Below are 23577 nucleotides of genomic sequence, written 5' to 3' on the forward strand. Positions count from 1 at the left end.
AAATTCACATATACCCAATTGATTGTAAACAAGGGCATATAATGCCTATTTAGGTATGATCAAAGTATGATATTGTGAAGCATATCCTCCAAAATAACCCAATGCATTGTTGCTGATGTTTCCAAGGACTTTTGTTGGTGTTGAAAATGGATTGCCTACCGAGTTATACGAGTATTCCATAGTGCGCCAGAAATCAAAAGTGGCCTTATCTATATTGCTTACTTTGAAAACCACAGTATCTCCCCTGTTGAAAAGGTTTTCATCTCTTTTACCAGTATTTCTATCTACTCCGGGCGATACCTGCAGCTCATAGGTTGTTCCGTCAATAAAAAGATCATCATAAGTGGAATTCATAGGAGGCAAAAATGGGCCTTTATTTATTTTGGTAAAATAGCGGATATAATCTCCAAATCCCGGGGGGTCTGTTGCCCGTACCATAACAATGGCTTTACTGCTGTCATTTCCCGGAGCTGGCTTGACCCATATGGAATCAATGATCCTGGTAAGGCCAGGAATAGTTGTATTGGAAGTATAGGTCTTGCCTTCACTTATAATTTTCAAAGAATAACTATGGTTCAATTCGCCGGTAAAAGCCGTAGCCAGGTTGGAGGAATCTATGGAATAATAAGAAAAGGAAAAACCCTGGCCAACGGGAATTGTATATTCCTTCAATTTATGTGTGCCACTGCTGCCCTCCACCCAAATATCAGCATTGTGAATGAAGCTTTGTGTGAGGTCTTTCGCGGTTATTTCTGCAAAATATCCTATTGACCTGGTGAGAATAACCCGGGGAGGTTGATCATTTTCAATAGTGGCCTCTACCACAATTTTTGGTTCAGCATTATCCAGTTTGAAATTGATGTCTTTTTCACAACCAAGCAATATTGATAAGGATAAGCAAACAGCAATTCTTTTCATGTACTGGCAAAATTAAATAAAACAAACAGCCCTGGCCATTAAGACCAAGGCTGTTATAAACCCATCAATTTGCTATTTTATCCCGTTGGGGAATTATCCTAAATAAGCTTTCAGAGCATTGCTATACCTGGCTTTTTGCAAGCGCTTGATAGCTCTCTCTTTGATTTGGCGAATTCTTTCTTTAGTAAGATCATATTTCTGACCTATCTGCTCTATTGTAGTTCCGTTTTCTCCGTCAAGGCCGAAATAAGCATTTACAATTTCAGCTTCACGTGGAGATAATGATTTTAATACACGCCTGATCTCGTTTCTCAGCGAATCCTTCATCACATCGTCATCGGTATCATCACTGCCTTCCAAAAGATCACCCATAGCTACGTCTTCAGCCTCATGCACTGGTGCATCAAGGGAGGTATGGCGGGTATTGCTCTGGAAAATGTTATTGATCTCTGTTTCGCTCATTTCGAGAATATCAGCAAGCTCTTCTGTACTTGGTTCCCTCTCGTGCTCCTGCTCAAAAGCCATATAAGCTTTATTGGCCTTATTATAGGTTCCGATCTTATTTTGTGGTAAACGTACCAGGCGGCCCTGCTCGGCTAATGCCTGTAAAATAGACTGCCTAATCCACCAAACAGCATAAGAAATGAACTTAAAACCTTTGGTTTCATCAAATCGCTGGGCGGCCTTGATCAAACCCAGGTTTCCCTCATTGATCAAATCACTTAATGATAAACCCTGGTGTTGATATTGTTTTGCTACAGAAACCACAAAACGGAGATTCGCCTGTACTAATTTGTCCAAAGCCCTTTGATCTCCCATTTTGATTCTTTGGGCAAGTGTAGTTTCCTCTTCCGGAGTGATCATTGGAATTTTAGATATCTCCTGAAGATATTTCTCTACCGCCTGGGAATCCCTGTTGGTAATCTGGGTAGCAATTTTGAGCTGCCTCATAAATTAAATCCTTAATTATTAAGATGAATAAATAAACTTGACACTTGATTTTCACAGAAAGTTGCAAAAGGATAGTTAATCCGTCCAAGACTATCTGCAAAGGTAAGTTTCAAATCTTAATTGTCATAATCCTTTTACGACATTATTATCTACAAAAACTGTACTATACCTGATTCTATTGAAATATTGACTGGTTAAGGTTTTCAAAAGACTGGGACATTTCCTTGAATTGAGTTATTCACAGTTTTTGTGGGGTGGTATGATATTTATTACGCAGGAATATCCAAAGTGCAACGCCTGTAATCACTAACCCGGCAGAAATGACTTCTGCTTGCGTGGGGTGTAAACCAAAGATATCAAGCCTGTTATTGACCCTTATCTTTTCAATGAAGAACCGCTCCAGTCCATTTACGATCAGGTACAGGCAAAAGAGCCCTCCTGCTGGTTGTATCCGCTTTCGAAATGCCCATAGGAGGAAAAAAAGTAATGTACAGGCAAGTGTTTCGTAAAATGGAGTAGGAAATACCGGGATAGGTAGCTGGTTACAGTACTTTCCTTCACAACCTGCAATGGGTACGCCGGTTTCATTTACATTATGAGGGTAGTTATATGCAAAAAACCAATTAGGCAAAAAACTTAATGCTGCGGGCTTGGGAAAAGAGGCATGATGCACATCTTGAATATTTTCATAATGCGTAGAGAAGAAACTGGCGTGTTTATTCACTGAATCAGAAAAATCATTTGGAGCTGCCAGCACTATTTTATTAGAAGCATCAACCTTATAGGCATTGTTATAAATGCCCCAATCGCCATCACCAGCAGTTTGACAGCCAATTCTACCAATAGCGTAAGCAATCATCAAAGGAGGAGCAATAGCATCAGCCAGGTGGCGAACAGAAAACTTATGTTTCCTTGCATACCATATAATAACTATGGTTGAACAAATCAAACCTCCATAAAAAGTAAGACCACCGCCGGAAAAAATATACTCGGAAGGCCGTTTCAGGAAATCTGACCAGTTTTCGAAAATATCAAACATTTTAGCACCTATCAGGCCTACCACCAACGCAATGATTGTGATCTCTCCAACCCTGTCATGAGGCCAAACCCTTATGACCCTGTCCTCGGGATTCTTCAGTTGTTGCTTCTTAGCATCTCTCCATTTAATCCAGGCAAATAGAGCACCAACCAATAAACCAATGGGCCAGCTACCCTTACCAGAAAATATATAAGCCTGGGTATCTTGTGTATCTGCAGCATCAAGGAAGAATAATGCTACAATCTTAAATCCTAATATAAATCCCAAAACAAAATTGAGTATCAGCTCAAATGCTGTAGCAGGCTTCCCCACCGTAATTTTTTCCTCTGTAGGATGGAACAAACCTAACTTGCTTTTGCGCTTAAGTTCACTGGTTAAAACTGCCGCAGCGACTAAAAAAGCAATTGCTACAAAAAAACCAAATGAATTAATAAAACGTAAAAAACCGATCTCAACTCCAAAAAAATCCTTGAAAACGTAATAAAGATTGGGATACATAAGCGGATGGGGTATAAAACGCAATGTTATAGCAATTGACAGAATTAAAAAAAAGACACTGGTAAAAGGGTAGTCTATTCTTTTCAATATTAAAAGTCAACCAACTGAATAAATCCTATATATGTTACCAGAAAACTCCTGAAGATTCAGAGCTTCCAGAGCAACCACTTTTTTCCTGATCACCAGCTTAAGAACTTAGGATAAGCCAGGTTTCCTGCCATATTAAGGCATAGGAACGCCCTACCTCCTGTATAGTAAAGGTATAGATACTCCGTGCGGGCACGGAGTATCTATACCGCAGATAGGAAGTAGGTAGGGCTCAGATATATGGTAAGTATAAGAAAACCGGTGACTGGGCTCATTTTACCCTTAGCCATGTTTTAAAACAAAAATGGCCGTCTAAAAAGACAGCCATTCAATAGTTTTAAAACTAATTAATTGCAAAATTCATTAAAAGCGCTGATAAGATTATTGGCGATCATTTGTGCTGACCGTCCTTCGATCTGGTGGCGCTCAATAAAATGTACCAACTGGCCATTTTTAAATAAAGCTACAGAAGGTGAAGAAGGAGGATAAGGCATCATATGAGTTCTTAATGTCTGTACTGCGTCATTATCAAATCCAGCAAAGCTGGTGGCCAGGAAATCAGGCCTTTTAGATGCATTTGCAACAGCCATTAATACACCGGGGCGAGCAGTACCAGCAGAGCAACCGCAAACAGAATTGATTACTACTAAAGTGGTACCGGATTGATTTAGTTGATTTTCAACTTCATCTTTTGAAAGAAGCTCCTTAAACCCATTATCTGTCAGCTCTTCCTTCATTGGTTGAACTATTTCTATTGGATACATGTTTAAATTTTTTTGCAAAGTTAGGGAAGTTCAGGTGACATGAATTGTTATAAAAAGATCATTTTGTCAGACAAATTTGCAAGCTTACGACATAAAGGCAGATAAATATTCATTTTCTTTCGTTGGAATACTGTTTGAACATCAATGTTCATTAAAATTATTTTACTTAAAACTGAAACAAATATTTTATGACACTAGTAAGATTACATAGCAAACCAGGATTCACAGGCTTTAACAATTTAATGGACGGCCTTTCTTCTCCTTTATCGTCTTTATACAAACAGGATTTTGTTTCAAGTGCAAATCAAAAAACGCCGGTTAACATTAAGGAAACAGAAACCTGGTATGAAATGGAGCTTATAGCCCCGGGATTTGAAAAACAGGATTTTAAAATTAAACTGGATAAAAATATCCTTTCTGTTTCTGCCGAAAAGAATGCGGCCCCTGAAACAAATACTGAAAAATATATCAGGAAGGAGTATACGAACCAGTCTTTTGAACGCTCTTTTACAGTTGAAGAAACTATAGATGCTGATAACATAGCAGCAAAATATGTTAATGGTGTTTTGCTTTTAAACTTACCCAAAAAGGCTATAGTCAAAGAAGAAGTAAAACAAATAAATATTCAATAAAACAATTAAATATTTTTCTCATAAGCAGTTGGTTTTGGTTTACGCCCTCCGTTTCCACGGAGGGTTTTCTTTTATTGTTTAATATTGCAAGCCTTAAACAGATTCGTAGCGACATGAAGAAATCATTGACCCTTTGTATATACGCACTGTTCTTTATTCATTTTTCCCAGGCCCAGGATAGTTCACAGGTTATACATCCTGACTCCATGCGGGTGTTTCATCCTGATTCTTCATTAAGGATCATTGATCTGAATCCTTATTTTACTATCCATGTTGATTCTACGTTAACCTACCAGCTTCAGATAAATAAGAATCCTGCCAACTACTTCTGGTATTTAAAAAATGCCCCTGTTGGGTTACGTATACAAAAGGATAATGGTATCATTAGCTTTAAAGCAGATAAATCCTATTTCCTTTCCGGCAAATTGAAATATGATATTGATTATAAAGTCAATATTGGAGTGCAAAACCTGAATGATCCTAAAGAGAAGGTAGACACAAGTTTTACACTCGTATTTTATAATACTGAGATCATTCCCTCTAAAGTAAAACCAACGGTAAATGGCCCTGTATGGATAGATGAAGGGGAAACTGCAAGTTTTAAAGTAGTTTGTGAAACAGGAAGCTATCCAATTGAAAATATAATAACACTCACAAGTGTACCAATAAGTAACTATACCAATGTCCAGGATTGCGGTGATGAGTTTAAATGGACTCCTTCCTATGATGTGGCAAAAGAATCTGATACTGCAAAGTCAAAAACAGTTTTGGTATATTTCATAGGCACGAACAAATTCAATGTAAGAGACACTGCAGTAGTGAAGTTCATTGTTAAAGATGCCTTGAATTATCCACTGGCAATGGAAGAATATACCCAGACAACGAAAAATGTTGATCAGTACATTATGAAACTGAAATACACTTTTCTACAACTGGATAAGAAGCTAAAGAAAACGAAGACAGCCCGTATTACCTTTGATTTAACATCTGCCACTACATCCTTAACTGGAACCATACTTTCTACATCGAGTAATGATAATGCCCAAAAAACCGGGAAGGTGCTTCCAAGTGTTGGATTGGCATTAGTACCTATAAAAGAAGCTTCTGTTCCAAGCAAGGTAGTAGATCAAAACCAGGCAGCCCAGATCCGCGCTTCTATTAAAAGGCTGGAATATATAAGGCAGGATAACATTGCTTTGGGAAGCAAGGATCCGGATTTAACTAAAAAAACAGGTAAACTAAAAGAGGAACTTCGCCAGGTACAGATGCAATTGATAGACGTGCCCATTGAACTAACCAATGACCTGACTGAAGAAGAATTAAACCGTTACTTTAATAGCCCAAAAGTTAATAAAAAGTACAGGTTGAAAGGGTAAACGTTACAGGCATTTTTCTTTTCTTCTCGTATCTATTAAATACTGGATCTTCCAGACTCCTTTGATCTTTACTAATTGGTAGGAATCAACACCACAATGGCTAAATTTTTCTCCCAGGTAAAATTTATAAGGCGTCCAGGCAATGGCCAGCTCATTATCTACTTTAATCACATCAAAGGTGATACGCTCATCATAAATAACTGAATGTGGCCTTGCAATAAGATGTATAAATGAATCAAGCGGTTCTGTTTGGATGGTCACAATTCCATCCTGGTTTTTGTTAACAGTTTGCATGATAGCACCTTCTGAAAAGGCCGAGCGAAGCAATGATGTATCCGATTTTCGCATGCCTTCAAACAAGTTGTTAATGGTCTGTTTTATAGCTACAATTTCATCATCCTGTGCCTTGCAAACTATGCTGGAACATAAGAATGTTAATACTATATAAATAAGCTTCATATAAGATTTCCTTATCATTTTTTGGCTGCAAAATTGAACATTAAGGTAAAACAACACATCATGAAACGTTTCAATTTTTTATCGGCGGTCATTCTAATCCTCTTAGTGGTTGCGGGAGCAAGTTGTACTACCCTAAACAGCGGTTATGATGATGAATATTATACAACAAACGACAGAACACCAAACAGGATTTATGTGGACGATGGCTATAATGGCACTATAGTTCTGGAAAAAGATCCATATACAGGCAGGTATTACCAGGTAAGCCCCTATGGCTATTCCTCTGGTTATAATAACTATAATCGTTATAACAGAAATTACAGCCGTAACAGGGTTTATTCAAGAAATAATAATGGTTATAATTATCCATCAAACACTACTACTAATCAACAACCCACAGAGCAACAAAGGAAAGATTGGGAAAAGAAAAGATCTGAGGCCCGCAATAAAGTTTTAGGTAATTAAACTTAAAAGCTTTTAATAAAAGAAAACCCCGTTTTACGGGGTTTTCTTTTATTTAATATAACCTAAGATCTTGAGCATACTTTGAGCAGACTGCTCTTTAGCATATACCCAGTCTATTAACTTACCATTTTTATCATGTTCAATAATGATATGCTTGGGAGAAGGAATGAGGCAATGTTTAATACCCCCGTATCCACTGATCTGGTCCTGGTAAGCTCCGGTATGGAAAAAACCTACATAAAGTGGCTCCTCGCCATTTGGCTTAGGCAGAAATACTTCGTTTATATGTTCCTCAGAGTCATAATAATCATGGCTATCGCAGGTTATTCCGCCCAAAACAACTCTTTGGTAATCCTGGTCCCATTTATTGATAGGCAACATAAGGAACTTTTCTCCAATGCCCCATGTATCTGGCAAAGTAGTAATGAACGATGAATCTATCATATACCAGGTTTCCCTGTCATTTTGAGCTTTCTGGCCTATTACACTATAGATATGGGCCATGCTCTCCCCTACAGTAAAACTTCCAAATTCGGTATAGATGTTAGGCATAGGCACCTTATTTCTTTTACAGGCAGCCTTAATATTACCTATGATCTCATTGATCATGAACTGGTAATCATATTCAAAACCAAGTGAGTGTTTTATCGGGAAACCACCACCTATATTTAAAGAATCAAGCTCGGGACAAATCTTTTTAAGCTGGCAATACAGATTTATGATCTTATTCAGCTCAGACCAGTAATAGATATCGTCTTTAATTCCTTTATTTAAAAAGATATGAAGCATTTTTAACTGGAACTTGTCCTCGTATCCTTCTATATTGTCAACATAAAACTCGAGAATATCTTTTGCCCTTATACCAAGTCGGGAGGTATAGAATGGAAAAGTAGGTTCTTCCTCGGCAGCAACACGGATTCCTAATTTAAAGGGATGCTTTACCGAACGCTTATAAGCCAGGAGCTCCTCTTTATTATCAAGTATAGGAATTACATTCTTAAATCCTCCATTGATCAATTGCGCAATTCTTCGGGTATATCCTTTTTGTTTAAAGCCATTGCAAATGATAAAGATGTCCTTATTGATCTTCTTTTTTTCATAGAGTTTCTTGATGATCTCAATATCATACGCATAGGAAGTTTCAAGATGGATATTATGCTGCAAGGCCTCTTCTACAATGAAACTAAAATGGGAGCTTTTAGTGCAGTAACAATAAAAGTATTCCCCTTCGTACTTATGTTTCTTTATGGCTTTCGCAAACATATCTTTTGCCTTATTGATCTGCATACCAATTTTTGGTAAATAGGTCAATTTCATTGGCGTACCATACTTATCTATTAAAGCCTTAATATCAAGGCCATTAAATTGCAGGTATCCGTTTTTTACTTCTAATCCTTCCTGTGGAAAGTTAAATGTTTGTTGTACAAGGTCTAAATAAGAGTTGTTCATTGATGGGTTTAATGGGTTAACTCCTGAACAATAGGTGTTACAAATGTAAAAGAATGATGAATACAAAAAGAAAGCCGAATGCATTTAGCATCCGGCCTTAGAGATTTAATTGCAAATAACATTATTTAACCTGGGCAACCAGGGCTTTGAAGCTTTCAGGATTGTTCATTGCAAGATCAGCCAGTACCTTACGATCCAGGCTAATTTCCTTTTTGCTTAAAAGGTTGATGAACTGAGAATAGGTTAAACCTTCTTCACGAACAGCAGCATTGATACGTGCTATCCATAAACGACGGTATTCTCTTTTCTTTAATTTACGACCTACATAAGCATAGGTCATACCTTTTTCTACAACATTTTTGGCAACGGTATATACATTTTTACGCTTGCCATAAAAGCCTTTGGCTTGCTTTAAAATCTTTTTTCTGCGTGCTTTAGAAGCAACAGCATTTACGGAACGTGGCATATTTTAAGAAGTTTATTGTTTAAGTTGAGTGTTAAAACCAGTATTGAAGCATAGTATCTTCCCTGGCAATTATTACTTTAATCTTAATAACCGCATTACAAAGTCCAAATTGGCCTTTGCAACAACGCCGTCTTTTCTTAATGCACGTTTACGTTTTTTGGATTTTTTTGTCAGAATGTGACGCTTGAATGATTTCTGGTGAGTGATCTTCCCAGTTCCAGTTACCTTAAATCTTTTTTTGGCACTGGAGTTTGTTTTAACCTTTGGCATTTGGTTAATTATTGATGTTAAACCCTTGAGGCGCTCTCCACAGGGAGAAACTTAGGGGGCCTCTTTAGGAAATACCCGGAAAACCGGGGCGCAAAAGTAGGAAAAAATTTAATAACAATGGGGTAAAAACTATAGATTTAACGCTTTTTGGTTTTGTCTTTAAGCATATTATTTACCAGCAATACACTACTATCCTTTAGAAGAGGCATTGATTGACAAAAGTATTTATTCAAAACAACCCTGAAGCTGTTAACCGGGCTAATGGAATTGTATAGCTGTGAATAATCTCCATCAGAAAAATAATAGGCATTTAAATTCATAAAGACTTTGTATTCCGGCACATCAGGTTCATAATTTCTAAACCCATGGTCACCTTCTATGATAATAACTTTTTCTTTATTATTTGAAGATGGTATGCTTTCAACTATTTTTTTTAATAATAGGTTGCTATATTTCACTTGCCCCAAATACCCTTCTTTAAAATTGATTTTATTTAGTAATATGGAAGTATCTGAAACTAAATGGCCGGTTGAATCCAGGTAAAAAGGCTCATGAGGCATAATAAGATGGGTATATACAAACCTGGGCTTATCTGAATTCGTTCCTAATTCCTTGATCAATCCTTTTAGATTATAATCATTCCGGAAAAGATGATATGATTTTTTCTCAATATAGTTTTTAGGGATCTGAAATTTCCCGGTAAAAATATTTTTTAAAGTAAAATTCCATCCAATATCCGACCAAAGCCTGGAAAAAAATGTCTGGTTGTCAACCTGAGTATAATAAAGATCTTTAAAGTAGGGATCTGTTGGCGTTGGAGCCATTTCCATATCAAAACATCCAAAATTTCTGATACTATAGCCCTGGCCATCTAAAAACCTTGCCAGCCTATTTGTTTTTAGGGTTTCCATAGCCTGCAAAAACTTTTTAGTGGTTACCATAGTATTTTCTATACCACTTTTCAGGTAACCCAAATTCAATGTTGAAGACAAAGAAAATGGAGTGACATTATAATTACTTTTTGAATAGTTAGAAATAAAAAAATGATTATTTAGCAACAAAGAGTCTGTGATTGAGTTATCGTAATTAAATTCTTCTTTTAGACATTGTGAACTTGTATAGCCATCTAATACAATAAAAAATATATCAGGTTTTGTGGTATTTACACAACTTTTAATATTGGTTTTAGGGTAATCAGGACCTGAAAGATTATTGCTGGCGGCCACATGGGTAATACCATTATAAATGAAAGTTCCAACTTCAAGAATTAAGAATATAGTTACCAGGTAGTAAAAATATCGCATTGAAAAAGTGCTGATGTCTTTGCGCAATTTGATATAAAAAAAAAGCAGGATAGTTACAACCAAAAACAGCGGGATTAAAATTGAGTAAGAACTGATAAAATAAAAAAGCGAAGAAGCTTGCAAATAATCATGGAATGCACCAAAGAGAAAAAACACAGAAATGATATAAAAAGAGAAGGTATCCGCCTTATTCAGATTTTTAAATAATAGAATACTCAATACCAGAATGCAGAGGGTTATTAGTATGTATTGAAGGAAAAGATAAGAAATTACTCTTAATGGCAATAAGCCAAAGTTTTCATTGTAAGCATGTAAAAGAAAGAATACTGGCAGGAAAAATAAGAACAATACTTTCTTTTGAAATTGCAATTTGCGTAGGGCATTCAGGTTCAATGACATCAACTATAAATTGAAATATGAAATGTCTTAATTTAAATTTTGATTGTACCAATTATGGAATTGTCTTCCTGCATTTTCTAAACTATACTTCTGCAGTGTATAGATTGATAATTGTTCCTGATCGTAGAGAGGTATACCTTCTATCACCTGAACAATCTTGGAAGCCAGGTCAACCGGGTCACCACTAGTAGCGAATATACCATTAACCCCTTCCTCAATATTTTCATGTAAAACAGGGATGTCACTGGCAATTACAGGAACCCCGCAAGCATTTGCCTCAATTACAACGCATCCAAATGTTTCATAACGGGAAAAAAGAATAAGGCCTTTTGAGCCTTGTATAAAGTTCACGAGTTTAGTCTGAGGCATCTCATTGTGAAAATGAATATGCTCAGTCATTTTATAATAATTAACCAATCCCTTTAATTCCATTGATTCCGGGCCAATTATATCAAGTTCAAATTTGTACCCCTTCTCTTTAACTAATGCAAAAGCTTTTATTATATCTTCCGGGTTCTTTTGATAATTTAGATTGGAGATATGTACAAACCGGTTAAGGTTCTGAATTTCGGGTAATGCATATCTAAAAACATTTGCATCTACTACATTTGGAATCAGTATTGGTTTAGGAATCTGAAATGTATTATGTAAATAACTCCCTAAATAGTTGGATACCACCATAACGTCTGAGGCCTTTGCAAATATTTTTTTTATAAGTGTTTGTTTATATACCGGAAAATTCCAAAAATTGGGTCGGGCTTCTTTAAGGTAAATAGTCCATTGTTCTGAGATGACATAGGGAATTTTATATCTGTAATGAGTGTATAATGCCAGCAATCCTGCTTTATAAGCAATATACAAATGTATCAATTGGGGTTTTCCATCTTTTTGGATTACCTCCTTTATAGCCCTTAAATAAAGTGATACATATTTCTTTATAGACTTAAAGCTTTGTAATAATTTAAATTTCCCTGGAGTGATATAGTAATAGATTAAAGTTTCCTGTAATTGTCCCAGTTCATAATTTTCTTTCGAAACAGTTTTAGTAATAATTCCCGTACTATCTTTTATTATATAGATAACATGAATATTATTAAATAAAGAAGCAGCTTTTGCGTGTCTTTGAATGAAGTCTCCATTATATGGCTCTATTTTACTTGGATACCAGGAAGGCAGCCATAAGATATATGGTTCATTTTTTTTCACGTAGATACAAACTTTACAATTCTCAACAAGTCTTTTTTTCTCAATAAAAAGAATTCATTCCAGGGAACAGAAAAGTTCTTATTAATAAAAGAAAGATATACCACGAATACAATAGAATAAGTGATGGTATTACTCCATGCGGCCCCCTGAATTCCATAACCAGGTATTAAAATTAAATCCGCAATTAAAATGAGAATAAAACATATGCTTGATCCAACCAGGTTATAAATAAATTTTCCTTCCCAGGAGAAGTATGCTGCAATGTATATTACTAAAGCCCAAAAAAAGTAACCAGGAAGCATCATATAGAAAGAAGGTAATCCTGAACGATATTCATGTTCCAGGTAAAAATAATAGAATAGGTTTGTACAAATAATGGTAAAAAAGACGCCCATTAAATTCAGATAAAATGCAGTACTGAAAATTTTAGGTACAAAACCTTTTTCAATAGAAGAAAATTTGGTAATTAATAATTGTGCGAGCACATTGGGTATGATCCAGATTAGGTTAGCAAATTTGTTAGCCTGTGCATACAAACCAACTTCATAATTACTATAGAAATACTTCAATATCCAAAAATCAAGTCTGTAAGCAGCTAATTGAATAATATTTGTGGTCATCACAATAAAAGACAATCCAATTGCTGCAAAGAATTCACTTCGTTTAAGCCTTTCAGTATCCAGACTGTGGTTCTTTACATGGAAAATCACAAACAAAGTAAATCCCTGCACTAAACTTTGTAATGCAAAACAATACAAAGCTGTCACGAACTCCATCTTTATAATATAATACAGAAAAACAAGTGTAATAGTATAAGCCATAGCGACCAACGTCATTGCTATATTCGCTAAAAGCGTTCTGTTAAAAGAATACAACAATATCATGTATTTTTCACTAAGAACTAATCCAATAAAATAGAATACATCAATAGCTAAATAACTGACATTTTGATTGGAAAGCAAAGTCCTATTTAAAAAATGTAAACTTAAAAACTCAAGAACCAGAAACAGAAGTATTTGTATGAGTATTCCATACCATACAAACTGTAAAGTCTTTAAGAGCTTCCATTTATCCCGGGCTACCTTGTGCAAAACAATACTTTCAGTTCCTAATCCGGTAATAATGCTAAGTAATGAGGCGTTTAAAATAAGCAATGATATAATACCAAATCTTTCAGGCAAGGCTATATTACTTAGTATGAGCCCGGCTATAAACATGAAAGACATATAAACCATTCGTATAAACAGTGTTCGCAGCATCTAAAATAAACTCAGCATAGTGTTAATTAATATAAATTATAGGTAGGTATAATTATTCACTTAAACAGGCCTAATTTGAATAAATTCCTTTCTCTTTATATAATACAGGAACAAAAAATATATAATCGGTGAAATACTCATTAGCTGTAGCAAGATCAATCCAGAGGTAACACCCATCATATAAATAACAACCCCTATTATGGTCCCAATTAAAAGTTGATCATTTTCTATTCCACATACCACCTTAAAATAGTAGGTTTTTGTATACGAATAAGTAAGTTCAAGTGGCTTTGTTATATGAAAGCCATCAGTTACAACAATTTTTGATGGATTAGTTGGAATAGTAACAACTATTGGCTTATTTGTTACCAGAGAATATATATAAGTGCCATTTACAATTAACCGAAGTCTTAAAAACCGCAATAAAAAGTGGTTCTTCTGAACCACTACGATTTGATATTGCGGATTAGGTCTTATTGTTTTAAAGCTTTAATTATTTGAATAAAATCCTGTGCAACTAGGGATGCACCTCCTACGAGGCCACCGTCAACATCAGGACAGGAAAATAATTCCGAGGCATTATTAGCCTTTACGCTGCCCCCATATAAAATTGAAATTTGGTCAGCTATTTCATGACCGTATTTATTTGCTAACACCGACCTTAAATATTGATGCATTTCCTGCGCTTGTTGAGTAGAAGCTGTCTTCCCGGTGCCAATAGCCCAAATGGGTTCATATGCTATAACAACATTGATAATCTTATCCTGGTCAAGGTGAAATAGAGACTCTTCCAATTGTTTTTGAACATAATCATTTTGCCCATTCTTTTCCCTGACAGATAAAGCTTCCCCACAGCAAAATATGGGCGTAATATCATTTTCCAAACATATATTTACCTTATCAGCCAATGTCTTATTCGTTTCAAAGAAATACTCCCTTCTTTCACTATGACCAATAATGATATATTTTATACCTACAGATTGAAGCATTTCCACTGATACCTCGCCTGTGTAGGCTCCATTCTTCTTATCACTACAATTCTGAGCGGCAATGTCATACCCTTTTTCATGTGCTACTGTACTCTTTGCCATAATTAAATATGGAAAAGGCACAGCAAATATTACTTGTTGGTTATCCGATATTGCAATTTCAGCTTCTAAAATATCATTTAGAAGCTTCTCCCCTAGCTGATATGTCAGGTTCATTTTCCAATTAGCCGCGGCAATTTGTTTTCTCATATTTTATTCAATAATGATCAAAGATATGTTTCAAAAGACTTTTTTCGGTTTCGGTTATAGATTGGTCTTTTAAAGATTTCCAGGCATGTATATCAGAAAAAGCTTTTTGCAATTCATATCTTTCGACACCATCACTGCCCCAGGAAAAATTGGGTATAAATTTGGGAGTCAATCCATTACCTACAATGTTACAACTTACTCCAATTACAGTTCCTGTATTTATAGAAGTATTGATTGCAGTCCTTGAATAATCTCCCATTAAAACACCACATTTTAATCCTGCACTTTTCAAACCCGTAGATGTCCATACCATTACAGGAGATGCATTATTTTTAAGGTTGGAATTTGAGGTCCCGGCACCAAGGTTGCACCATTCTCCTATAACAGAATCACCTATATAACCATCATGTGCTTTATTTGAATTTCCAAAAAACACTGAATTCTTAATTTCTCCTCCTACTATGCAATTTGGCCCTATCGTAGTGGCACCATAAATTTTTGAACCCATTTTTATTGTGGAGCCTTCACAAACAGCAATGGGACCCCTTAGCATACATCCTTCCATTATTGTTACATCTTTTCCGATATAAATTGAACCCTCTTCAGCATTCAGAAAACAATGTTCAACTCTTGCACCTTTTTCGATAAAAATATCCGATCCTGAAATTTTGTTACTAGAGGATATTTTTTGGGATTTCCTTCCTTTTGTTATTAATTCGAAATCCTGCTCAATGGCCAAGTTATTCAATTGGAAAATATTCCATGGGAATGTCAGTTCGGTAAGATTAAGTTCCATTTCCACAGCTTTTGACATTTTGATCTTATTTTCTGCTTCGATCTCTTTTTTAGAAATGCAATAAATAAAACTTTCTCTTCCAGGTACTGAAATAAATTCCCCGTGTTTTAACTTTTTTACCTGCCTGATTAATTTCGGAGTAGGCAAGACATTTCCATGCACCAGGTATAATATATCCTTATCTATAGTTGCATCTATTTTAAGAGAACGATCCAAATCCTTATAATCATCTTCAAACTTATCAAAAGATGGCAATTGCAGGTATCTTTCCCATTTTTCACGGATTGTAAGTATACCTATCCGGATATCCTGGATTTGTCTGGTAAGCGTAAAAGGAAAAAGATTTTCCGGTTGGCAAAATTCTTCCGTAAACACAATTTTTTTCATAAGATTTGAAGTTATTTCATATCTCACATAAAAGAAAGGATTACAAACAAAAATCCCCCGGAGGTTACCAGGGGATTTAATATATTAAAGACGATATATTACTTTTTAGCGTATTTCTTTTTGAACTTGTCAATACGTCCTGCAGTATCTACCAATACATTTTTACCTGTAAAGAAAGGATGCGAGGTATTAGAGATTTCTAATTTTATCAAAGGGTATTCATTCCCGTCTTCCCATTTTACAGTTTCTTTTGTTGCAGCTGTAGAGCGGCTCAAAAAACTGTATCCGTTACTCATATCTTTGAAAACAACATAACGGTAATTTGCGGGATGAAGATCTTTTTTCATGATAGTTCTATTTAATAACGACGTATTATTGGCTTATTTGAAGCTGCAAAAGTACAGCTAATTCATATTTCAACCAAATAGTACAGATGTTAATTTTTAACTACGCATATTTTCATATTGAAGCGGAATACCAAGTTCCCAGGTTTTGGAAGCTTGTATCACTTCCTGTAAATCGTCGATCTTTTTGCCGGTTACCCTAACTACGTCATCATTTATGGATGCCTGGACCTTTAACCCTGCATCTTTGATTTTCTTAACAATTTTCTTAGCATCTTCCTGTTTTAATCCATTTCGTACCTGAACTTCTTTTTTCCATGCCTTACCACTTTGATATCCCTCTTTTGAGGTATCAAATGCCTCTGGAGATATACCTTGTTTATGCGCCCTGTTTATAAGCACATCTATTAATTGGCCCATTTTCATGTCATCATCAGTCTCAATGTTTAATTTATATTCCTTTTTATCAAGATTGATAACAACATGTGCGCCTTTAAAGTCAAATCTGTTTGTAATCTCTTTGGAGGTAACATTTACGGCATTATCCAATGCCTGGGCGTCAACTTTACTTACAATATCAAAAGATGGCATAATTAAATTGGGTTGTTTGCTTCTGGTGTTAAAAATAATAAGGGAATGCCATATAAATCCTATTTGCTAACCAGAAATGGTCTAAAAAAGGCCCCTTTAGAAAAAGGGGCCGAATATGCACATGAGAAATAATTAATTATTGACCACCCTGACCTACCCTGCTTTGTTCATCCTGCGAACTGGAATTACGGCGCCTGGGCGGGTTATTTTGACCATTATTCCCAAATCTCCAGGTAAAAGTTGCCGTAACCTGGCGTATATCCGGTCTCACATGAAATTCGCCATCGATCAAACCATATTTATTTAAACCTTCAAATTTTTGCCAGGCAAAGGGGTCTCTAATGTTTAAACGAATTGTTCCCTTACCATTTAAAATTTGTTTCTGTCCTCCAATAGTCATTTGATAAATTGGTTCCATTAGCGACAGGCTATTAATATTCTTATGCCTGTAAAAACCACTTAATTCCGCTGTAAACCCTTTACTTATAGTAAAATTGTTCGTAATATTTATCATGAACGAAGTAAAAGTCATATCAATCTTTACATTGTCATACACGCCTTTATAATGATTATTGAAAACATTAGTAAAAACATTGGTGTTTAACCATTTAGCAAATGTAACCGGAGTTGTTATTGACAATCCGACATTATTGAATTTGGCTACATTATCAGGTGTCAGATAGCGTATCTTACTATTCGGTTCTGGTTTAATGACCTGTGAGATTACATCATTTGTAGTATTGTAATTCAGGGTTGTGATGTATTTACCCAAAAAAGAATGTGTCAGCTCAATATTGTGAGTGAACTGGGGTTTTAAGTAAATATTACCCTGCCTGTAAGAAAGTGTATCTAAAAAATAAGTGAATGGATTGAGGTCCTGGTAATTGGGTCGTGTAATACGCCGGCCATAAGATAAGGTCAAACTGTTTTTCTTATCTAATGCATAACTGGCAAAAGCAGTTGGGAAAAGATTGGTAGAATCTCTTTTAAATTTCTGATTTGTTATTACCTGGTTTCCATGAGCCATAGTATTTTCTACTCTTAACCCCGCCTGAAGAGTCCACTTTTTAATTTGTTTATTATAATTAAGATACGCTGCATTAATATTTTCATCGTAAATAAAATGATTAGATCTGATTTGGTCAGACTCCCATTTTCCACTAATCAACTTTTCATAATTCACCAGGTTATCATTTTTGACATAGCTAAGTTTAATACCTGCTTCTAATTTACCTCCCTTTAATGGATGCGTATAATCTGTCTTGAATGTATAGATATCAATGTTTGAAGGAAGGTGGCCTTTTAAATACGAAGTACCCGTCTGTTGCAACGATCCGTTATAAAATTCAGTCGTAAGTAACATATCCGATGTGTTGGCGTAAACAACATAATCAAAATCAGCTGTCAACTCCCTTCCTACAGTATCGAAATTATGTTTCCAATTCAGATTAAGGCTGGCATTTTGAAACTGTATATCGTTATTTGTGTTGGATACCAGCCGGCTCTCCAATACATGGTTTACATCAGTAAGATCTGCAACTGTTGTGGGCGTGGGATGACCCATGAATGTAAACCCACTAACAACAACACCAAAAACATTTGTTTTATTGGCGTACCAGTCAAGGCCAAGTTTTAAAGTATGATTGTTATTCCCAAACTTAAAAATGGTTTCAGTGGTATTATAACCCGTAATGTTTTTATTGTCGTCTAAAAAACGGGTCTCAAAATTCATGGTATTTCTTCCTTTGAAAAAGTTGGGATTATAACTTCCAAAAAAATTGACCTTATTTTTCTTATAATTAAAATTGATACTGTTTTGAGATTTGGGGAGGTAATAAGTCTTATCCTTTAATGTATAAATACTGCTGGTGGCACCAACCATAATGCTTCCATTTAACCCTGAGTTCTTTCCCTTCTTTGTTTTGATATTGATTATACATGAATTTCCTGAAGCATCATATTTAGAAGATGGGTTGGTCATGATCTCAATCTGCTCCAGGGCAGAAGCAGGCATATTTTTAAGCAGGTTCGCAAGGTCATTGGGAGACAAAAACGTTTGCTTACCATCTATTAATACTATAACTCCTTGCTTTCCCCTAAGGCTTATAGCTCCATCGCTATTCACCATTATGCCAGGTGATTTCTCAAGGATATCCAGGGCAGTAGATCCGGCACTTGTGGGAGAAGCTTCAACATTTACAACCGTTTTATCTAGCTTGGTTTCAATAAAAGGTCTTTGTGCTGATACAGTAATATTTCCGAGGTCACTGGTATTTTCCAGTAATGTTATTCCGGGCAATTCAATATTATCATGACCTACAGTAATTATGCTTGAGTAACGTATACCATACCCTATCGAGCTGGCTACAACAAGGTATTTCCCTTCTTTGACAGATTCATAACTATACTTTCCATCTTTGTCAGTTATTGTCAGTTTTACTAAAGAAGAATCTGATCCTTTTAACAGACTCACTGAGGCAGCTGAAATTGCTTTGCCATCTTTGTCCAAAACTTTTCCTATTATCACTGATGACGATTGGGAAAAAGCTGCTAATTGCAATGTCATTCCGAGAAAGCTGGTAATAATTAATCTCATAATCTTTGGTTTTCGTGTATGCCATAATAAAGGTTGATCAAAAACAATTGCCTGTTTATTGAATTATGACAAAATGCTATAGCAAGTTTCAAAGGGTAATATTGACATGTAGATACACAAACGGTCTTAATAGATTATGAATTAAAAAGCAGGCTATCAATAATGAAAAAGATCCCACATAAGCGGGATCTTTACATTTATTAACAATAGTATATCTAGTTGCCATTTCCTCCACCTACTCTACTCTGTTCATCGCCTGCGCCACCATTATTTCTTTTTTTTGAAGATCCATTCAATTTCCCTTTATTAAACTTGTAAGTGAATCCTATGTTTACAACTCTTGTGTCATGTTTCTCCTGGAATGAGGCATCAACAGAACCATATTTGGAAGATGCGCTGAACTTCTGGGTATTTAATACATCCCGTATATTCAATCGAAGACTACCATTACCTTTCATTATTTGTTGGCTCAGTCCTATGGATAAAGCACCCATTGGTTTGGTATAAATCACACCTTCTACTGCACCTGTTCTGTACCAGCCACTTAATTCAGCACTTAGCGTCTTGCTCAAAGTGAATTGCTGTGATCCATTGAATGTAAATGTTGAAGCCGTCAGGGACACATCATCGCCATTCACAACACCTTCAAATTTATTAGTAAATCCAAGCGCATATAAATTGGTTCTCCACCATTTTGTTATTGAAAATCCAGCACTCATAGATACACCATACTGTTTTTGTTTAGCAATATTGGCTTGTTTTACATAAGTAAGGGTATCTTCTGTTATTTGCTCAATAACTTGTTGAATTATATCGTTGGTTTGCGTATAATTCAAGGTGGTCGTCAAAAAGTTATTATAAGTATGACTAAGCTCTATGTTATGACTAAACTGTGGTTTTAAGTTTGGATTGCCTTGCTGGTAGGTATACCTGTCCAGGTATTCAATAAATGGATTCAAACTTTCATAGTTCGGACGGCGTATCCTTCTACCATAGTTAATTCCAAAAGAATTTTTTTCACTGGCCTTGTATTGCAGGAATGCAGTTGGAAATAACTGTGTATAGTGACGATCAAAATTTTCATTGGTAGTAATTTGCTTGCCCTTAGCATTGGTGTTTTCTACACGTAACCCTAATTGTGCATTAAGCTTTTTTCCCAATGGGCCACTCAAATTAGCATAGGCAGCATTGATATTTTCTTCATAAACAAAATAATTACTTCTATTTTGATCTCTTACCAAAACCCCATTATCTGTTGTATCATATATGGCATTATTGTCAGTTTTTACAAAACTGCTTTTGAGGCCTGCCTCAAAGCGGGCTCCTTTTTTTAAAGGCTGCACATAATCCACTTTGCCACTCCTAATGTCAATAACCTGGGGTAACTGACCATATAATGAATCCGCCTTTCTCCTAATATTTCCAGATGCATCGAAATATGAATTGGTCAACATTTGGTTTTGCATGCCATTATATGATATATAATCAAGGTCTGCAGTAAGTTCTTTTCCATTTGTATCTAAGACCTGCCTAAAGTTGAGGTTAGTGCTGAAGTTTTTCCATTTTTCATCATTTCTGGAATATGCTTTCGTTTGCTCAGCTAATTGACCGGCTGCATTGTAAATATTATTGACATTCCTGTTCTGAAAAGTCCCCGGACTGGAAAAGCCGGTAAATACGACTCCTACAGTAGTGTTTTTTGAAGCAGAATAATCCATACCAATCTTGGCGTTATATGAATTATTTTCATTATTCATTCTGGACTGTTGGTCTATATGAGACCTCAGTTGCTTAGATACAACCTCTATAAAATTTCTTTGAATATCCAGGTCACCATATCCATTTCTATAATTATGGCTTAAGTTGGTGAATACATTCACTTTCCCTTTCCTGTAATTAAAGTTTACCCCTTCGTTAAATTTAGGATAAACGCCCTGACCGTAACCCAGCGTAACAGAACCATTATATCCGAATTGTTTATTCTTTTTGGTTTTAATGTTGATCACCCCGGCATTACCCGCAGCATCAAATTTTGCAGGTGGGTTGGTCATGATCTCAACCTGGTCCAGCTGATTTGCATTCATACTACGAAGAAGGTTGGCCAGGTCTGATCCCCCCAATTGGGTGGGTCTTCCATCTACCAATACAAGTACACCTTGTTTTCCTTTAAGACTAATATTACCATCTTTATCAACAGAAATACTAGGAGACTTTTCCAATACCTCCAGTGCACTGCTGCCCACATTCGTTGGCGAAGCATCAACATTTATTATTGTTCTGTCGATCCTTTGCTCTACCAATGGCTTTTTTGCAGTCACGATAACCGTATTCATTGCTTTTTCCATTGGCACTAACTTAATGGTTTCCAATTTAATAGAAGAGTTAATTGAACTTAAGGTAAAGACAGGAGAATATCCTTTATTATGACCTACTGCAGTAATAGAAACCAAGTAACTGCCATTGGGAATATTATCAAATGAAAAAGAGCCTGTTTTATCTGCAGCTGCAACTTTTGCGATACTGGAATCTTTTGATTTCAATAAAGTAATAGTCGCTGATTCTATTGTCTTTTCACTTCCATCCTGTACAATTCCACTTACCTTACCATTCATTTGAGCAAAACCCATGACTGATGTTCCTAATACAGTTATGAGGGTTAAAAATTTTTTCATTGTATATAGTTTTAGTACTTGTTCTTGAGAGTTACAATACGAAAGTAGGTACTATGCAATGCCAAGAACAATGTTTTATAATAAGCGGCCTTATTTATTGATGGCCGGTAAGCTTATTAATGTATCATAGGACGTCAGCCTTCCATACTGGTTACAGGTAATTACGTTTTCTTGACCAACGGTATGATCATACTTTAAATGGTAATTCATTATAGAAGTACATTAGGTAGAACCTTATTGAGGCTAAAAATCCCAGGAAATCATCACCATTTTATTAGTCATGAATATTACTTACCAGTAAGTTTTTATCCCGGAAGATTTATTTCGGAGATGTTATAGAGGATGAACAGGCTTAAATTGCGACAAAATAAAAATTGAATGATCATAGACTTTAGGTCAGATACAGTTACCAGGCCTACAAAAATCATGTTGGAAGCAATGTTTAATGCCCCCGTTGGCGATGATGTGTTTGGTGAAGATCCTTCCATAAATACTTTAGAGGAAAAAGCAGCTGCTATGTTTGAAATGGAAGCGGCATTATTTTGTCCTTCCGGTACTATGACAAATCAAATTGCAATAAAATGCCATACCCAACCAGGCGATGAGGTAATTTGTGATTCAACTTCACATATTTATCAATATGAAGGCGGTGGAATTGCTTTTAATTCAGGTTGTTCAGTAAAGCTAATCGATGGGAACAGGGGGCGAATAAAAGCAGAAAACGTTTTACAAAGCATTAATCCCAAGGATATTCACAAAGCGCCTACTTCATTGGTTAGCTTAGAAAACACCTCCAACCGTGGAGGAGGAAGTTGTTACGAAATGGAAGACATTATAAATATCAGGCAAGCTTGCGATGATAATGATATAAAATTGCATCTCGACGGGGCACGACTTTTTAATGCCTTGGTGGCTAAAAAGCAAAGCCCGGCGCAATTCGGGAAAACTTTTCATAGCATATCTATTTGCTTGAGTAAAAGCCTTGGTTGTCCTGTTGGAAGTTTATTACTCGGTAACAAAGAATTTATAACCAAAGCCAGGCGTTACAGAAAAGTGTTTGGAGGCGGTATGAGGCAAGCGGGGTATCTGGCTGCTGCGGGTATTTATGCTCTTGACCATAATATTGATCGGTTAAGTGAAGACCATTTACATGCCATGCAAATTGCTGCTGCATTAGCACAAAAAGATTTTGTCCAGGAAGTTTACCCTGTCGAGACAAACATCATTATATTCACTTTGAAACAAACTATATCAGCAAAGGAACTCGTGGCTCGGTTTAAGGAATCTCAAATACTTGTCCATGCCATTTCTTCCAGCCAGGTACGAATTGTTACCCATTTAGATATAACTCCGGAAATGACAGAGAAAACGACCAGGTTCATCCAATCAATCTAAAATCGCAATTTTACAA

Annotated in this window: 21 protein-coding genes; 4 read left to right on the forward strand and 17 right to left on the reverse strand. The window is 35.9% G+C overall.

The window, feature by feature from the left end; translation table 11 throughout:
- Positions 1–45: 45 nt before the first annotated feature.
- From BUA53_RS08550 to BUA53_RS08565, 4 genes are all read right to left on the reverse strand, one after another.
- Positions 46–918 carry a DUF4249 domain-containing protein gene (locus tag BUA53_RS08550; protein ID WP_072834956.1) on the reverse strand — a complete coding sequence of 291 codons (873 nt, stop codon included), beginning with the start codon at positions 916–918 and terminating at the stop codon, positions 46–48.
- 93 nt (positions 919–1011) lie between these two features.
- The gene (locus BUA53_RS08555; protein ID WP_072834957.1) at positions 1012–1869 is read right to left on the reverse strand and encodes a sigma-70 family RNA polymerase sigma factor; all 858 of its coding nucleotides are present in this window, start codon (positions 1867–1869) and stop codon (positions 1012–1014) included.
- Between the two features lie 238 nt (positions 1870–2107).
- Positions 2108–3406, reverse strand: coding sequence for a prolipoprotein diacylglyceryl transferase (locus tag BUA53_RS08560; protein ID WP_072834958.1), 1299 nt, complete (start codon positions 3404–3406; stop codon positions 2108–2110).
- A 434-nt stretch (positions 3407–3840) separates the two neighbouring features.
- Positions 3841–4257 (reverse strand): BrxA/BrxB family bacilliredoxin, encoded by a 417-nt coding sequence (locus tag BUA53_RS08565; RefSeq protein WP_072834959.1) that lies wholly within the window; start codon positions 4255–4257, stop codon positions 3841–3843.
- 188 nt (positions 4258–4445) lie between these two features.
- On the opposite strand from BUA53_RS08565, the gene BUA53_RS08570 reads away from it, so the two are divergent.
- Together BUA53_RS08570 and BUA53_RS08575 are read left to right on the forward strand one after the other, a co-directional pair.
- Positions 4446–4889 carry an Hsp20/alpha crystallin family protein gene (locus tag BUA53_RS08570; RefSeq protein ID WP_072834960.1) on the forward strand — a complete coding sequence of 148 codons (444 nt, stop codon included), beginning with the start codon at positions 4446–4448 and terminating at the stop codon, positions 4887–4889.
- 113 nt (positions 4890–5002) lie between these two features.
- On the forward strand, positions 5003–6265 hold the full coding sequence (locus BUA53_RS08575) for a hypothetical protein (protein ID WP_072834961.1): 1263 nt from the start codon (positions 5003–5005) through the stop codon (positions 6263–6265).
- A gap of 3 nt (positions 6266–6268) precedes the next feature.
- Here the strand turns inward: BUA53_RS08575 and BUA53_RS08580 are convergent, their stop codons facing one another.
- The gene (locus tag BUA53_RS08580; RefSeq protein ID WP_175546041.1) at positions 6269–6724 is read right to left on the reverse strand and encodes a nuclear transport factor 2 family protein; all 456 of its coding nucleotides are present in this window, start codon (positions 6722–6724) and stop codon (positions 6269–6271) included.
- Positions 6725–6784: 60 nt separating this feature from the next.
- On the opposite strand from BUA53_RS08580, the gene BUA53_RS08585 reads away from it, so the two are divergent.
- Positions 6785–7189, forward strand: coding sequence for a hypothetical protein (locus tag BUA53_RS08585; RefSeq protein ID WP_072834963.1), 405 nt, complete (start codon positions 6785–6787; stop codon positions 7187–7189).
- Between the two features lie 48 nt (positions 7190–7237).
- On the opposite strand, the gene BUA53_RS08590 is transcribed toward BUA53_RS08585, so the two are convergent.
- From BUA53_RS08590 to BUA53_RS08650, 12 genes are all read right to left on the reverse strand, one after another.
- Complete coding sequence (locus BUA53_RS08590) at positions 7238–8638, reverse strand: type III PLP-dependent enzyme domain-containing protein (protein WP_072834964.1); 1401 nt, start codon at positions 8636–8638, stop codon at positions 7238–7240.
- Between the two features lie 121 nt (positions 8639–8759).
- Positions 8760–9104 carry a 50S ribosomal protein L20 gene (gene rplT / locus BUA53_RS08595; protein WP_072834965.1) on the reverse strand — a complete coding sequence of 115 codons (345 nt, stop codon included), beginning with the start codon at positions 9102–9104 and terminating at the stop codon, positions 8760–8762.
- A 72-nt stretch (positions 9105–9176) separates the two neighbouring features.
- Positions 9177–9374, reverse strand: coding sequence for a 50S ribosomal protein L35 (rpmI, locus tag BUA53_RS08600; protein ID WP_072834966.1), 198 nt, complete (start codon positions 9372–9374; stop codon positions 9177–9179).
- Positions 9375–9511: 137 nt separating this feature from the next.
- Positions 9512–10678: a sulfatase-like hydrolase/transferase gene (locus tag BUA53_RS08605; protein ID WP_139256389.1), complete on the reverse strand. Its 1167-nt coding sequence runs from the start codon at positions 10676–10678 to the stop codon at positions 9512–9514.
- A gap of 426 nt (positions 10679–11104) precedes the next feature.
- A complete protein-coding gene (locus BUA53_RS08610) occupies positions 11105–12283 on the reverse strand; it encodes a glycosyltransferase family 4 protein (protein WP_072834968.1) in 1179 nt (392 codons plus the stop codon).
- Positions 12280–13542: an oligosaccharide flippase family protein gene (locus tag BUA53_RS08615; RefSeq protein ID WP_084079935.1), complete on the reverse strand. Its 1263-nt coding sequence runs from the start codon at positions 13540–13542 to the stop codon at positions 12280–12282. The genes BUA53_RS08610 and BUA53_RS08615 overlap by 4 nt, the downstream gene beginning before the upstream one ends.
- A gap of 473 nt (positions 13543–14015) precedes the next feature.
- Positions 14016–14780, reverse strand: a complete 765-nt coding sequence (gene tpiA / locus BUA53_RS08625; RefSeq protein ID WP_072834971.1) for a triose-phosphate isomerase — start codon at positions 14778–14780, stop codon at positions 14016–14018.
- A 7-nt stretch (positions 14781–14787) separates the two neighbouring features.
- Positions 14788–15963, reverse strand: coding sequence for a putative sugar nucleotidyl transferase (locus tag BUA53_RS08630; protein WP_072834972.1), 1176 nt, complete (start codon positions 15961–15963; stop codon positions 14788–14790).
- A gap of 98 nt (positions 15964–16061) precedes the next feature.
- A complete protein-coding gene (locus BUA53_RS08635; protein WP_072834973.1) occupies positions 16062–16310 on the reverse strand; it encodes a type B 50S ribosomal protein L31 in 249 nt (82 codons plus the stop codon).
- 96 nt (positions 16311–16406) lie between these two features.
- Complete coding sequence (locus tag BUA53_RS08640; RefSeq protein WP_072834974.1) at positions 16407–16898, reverse strand: YajQ family cyclic di-GMP-binding protein; 492 nt, start codon at positions 16896–16898, stop codon at positions 16407–16409.
- Between the two features lie 136 nt (positions 16899–17034).
- Entirely contained in the window at positions 17035–19494 is a 2460-nt protein-coding gene (locus BUA53_RS08645) for an outer membrane beta-barrel protein (RefSeq protein ID WP_072834975.1), read from the reverse strand.
- 215 nt (positions 19495–19709) lie between these two features.
- Positions 19710–22166, reverse strand: a complete 2457-nt coding sequence (locus tag BUA53_RS08650; RefSeq protein WP_072834976.1) for an outer membrane beta-barrel family protein — start codon at positions 22164–22166, stop codon at positions 19710–19712.
- Positions 22167–22544: 378 nt separating this feature from the next.
- Between BUA53_RS08650 and BUA53_RS08655 the strand changes: the two genes are divergently transcribed.
- Entirely contained in the window at positions 22545–23561 is a 1017-nt protein-coding gene (locus BUA53_RS08655) for a threonine aldolase family protein (protein ID WP_072834977.1), read from the forward strand.
- The last annotated feature ends 16 nt before the right edge of the window (positions 23562–23577 follow it).

The sequence above is a fragment of the Flavisolibacter ginsengisoli DSM 18119 genome (assembly GCF_900129295.1).
Classification (GTDB): Bacteria; Bacteroidota; Bacteroidia; order Chitinophagales; family Chitinophagaceae; genus Flavisolibacter; species Flavisolibacter ginsengisoli.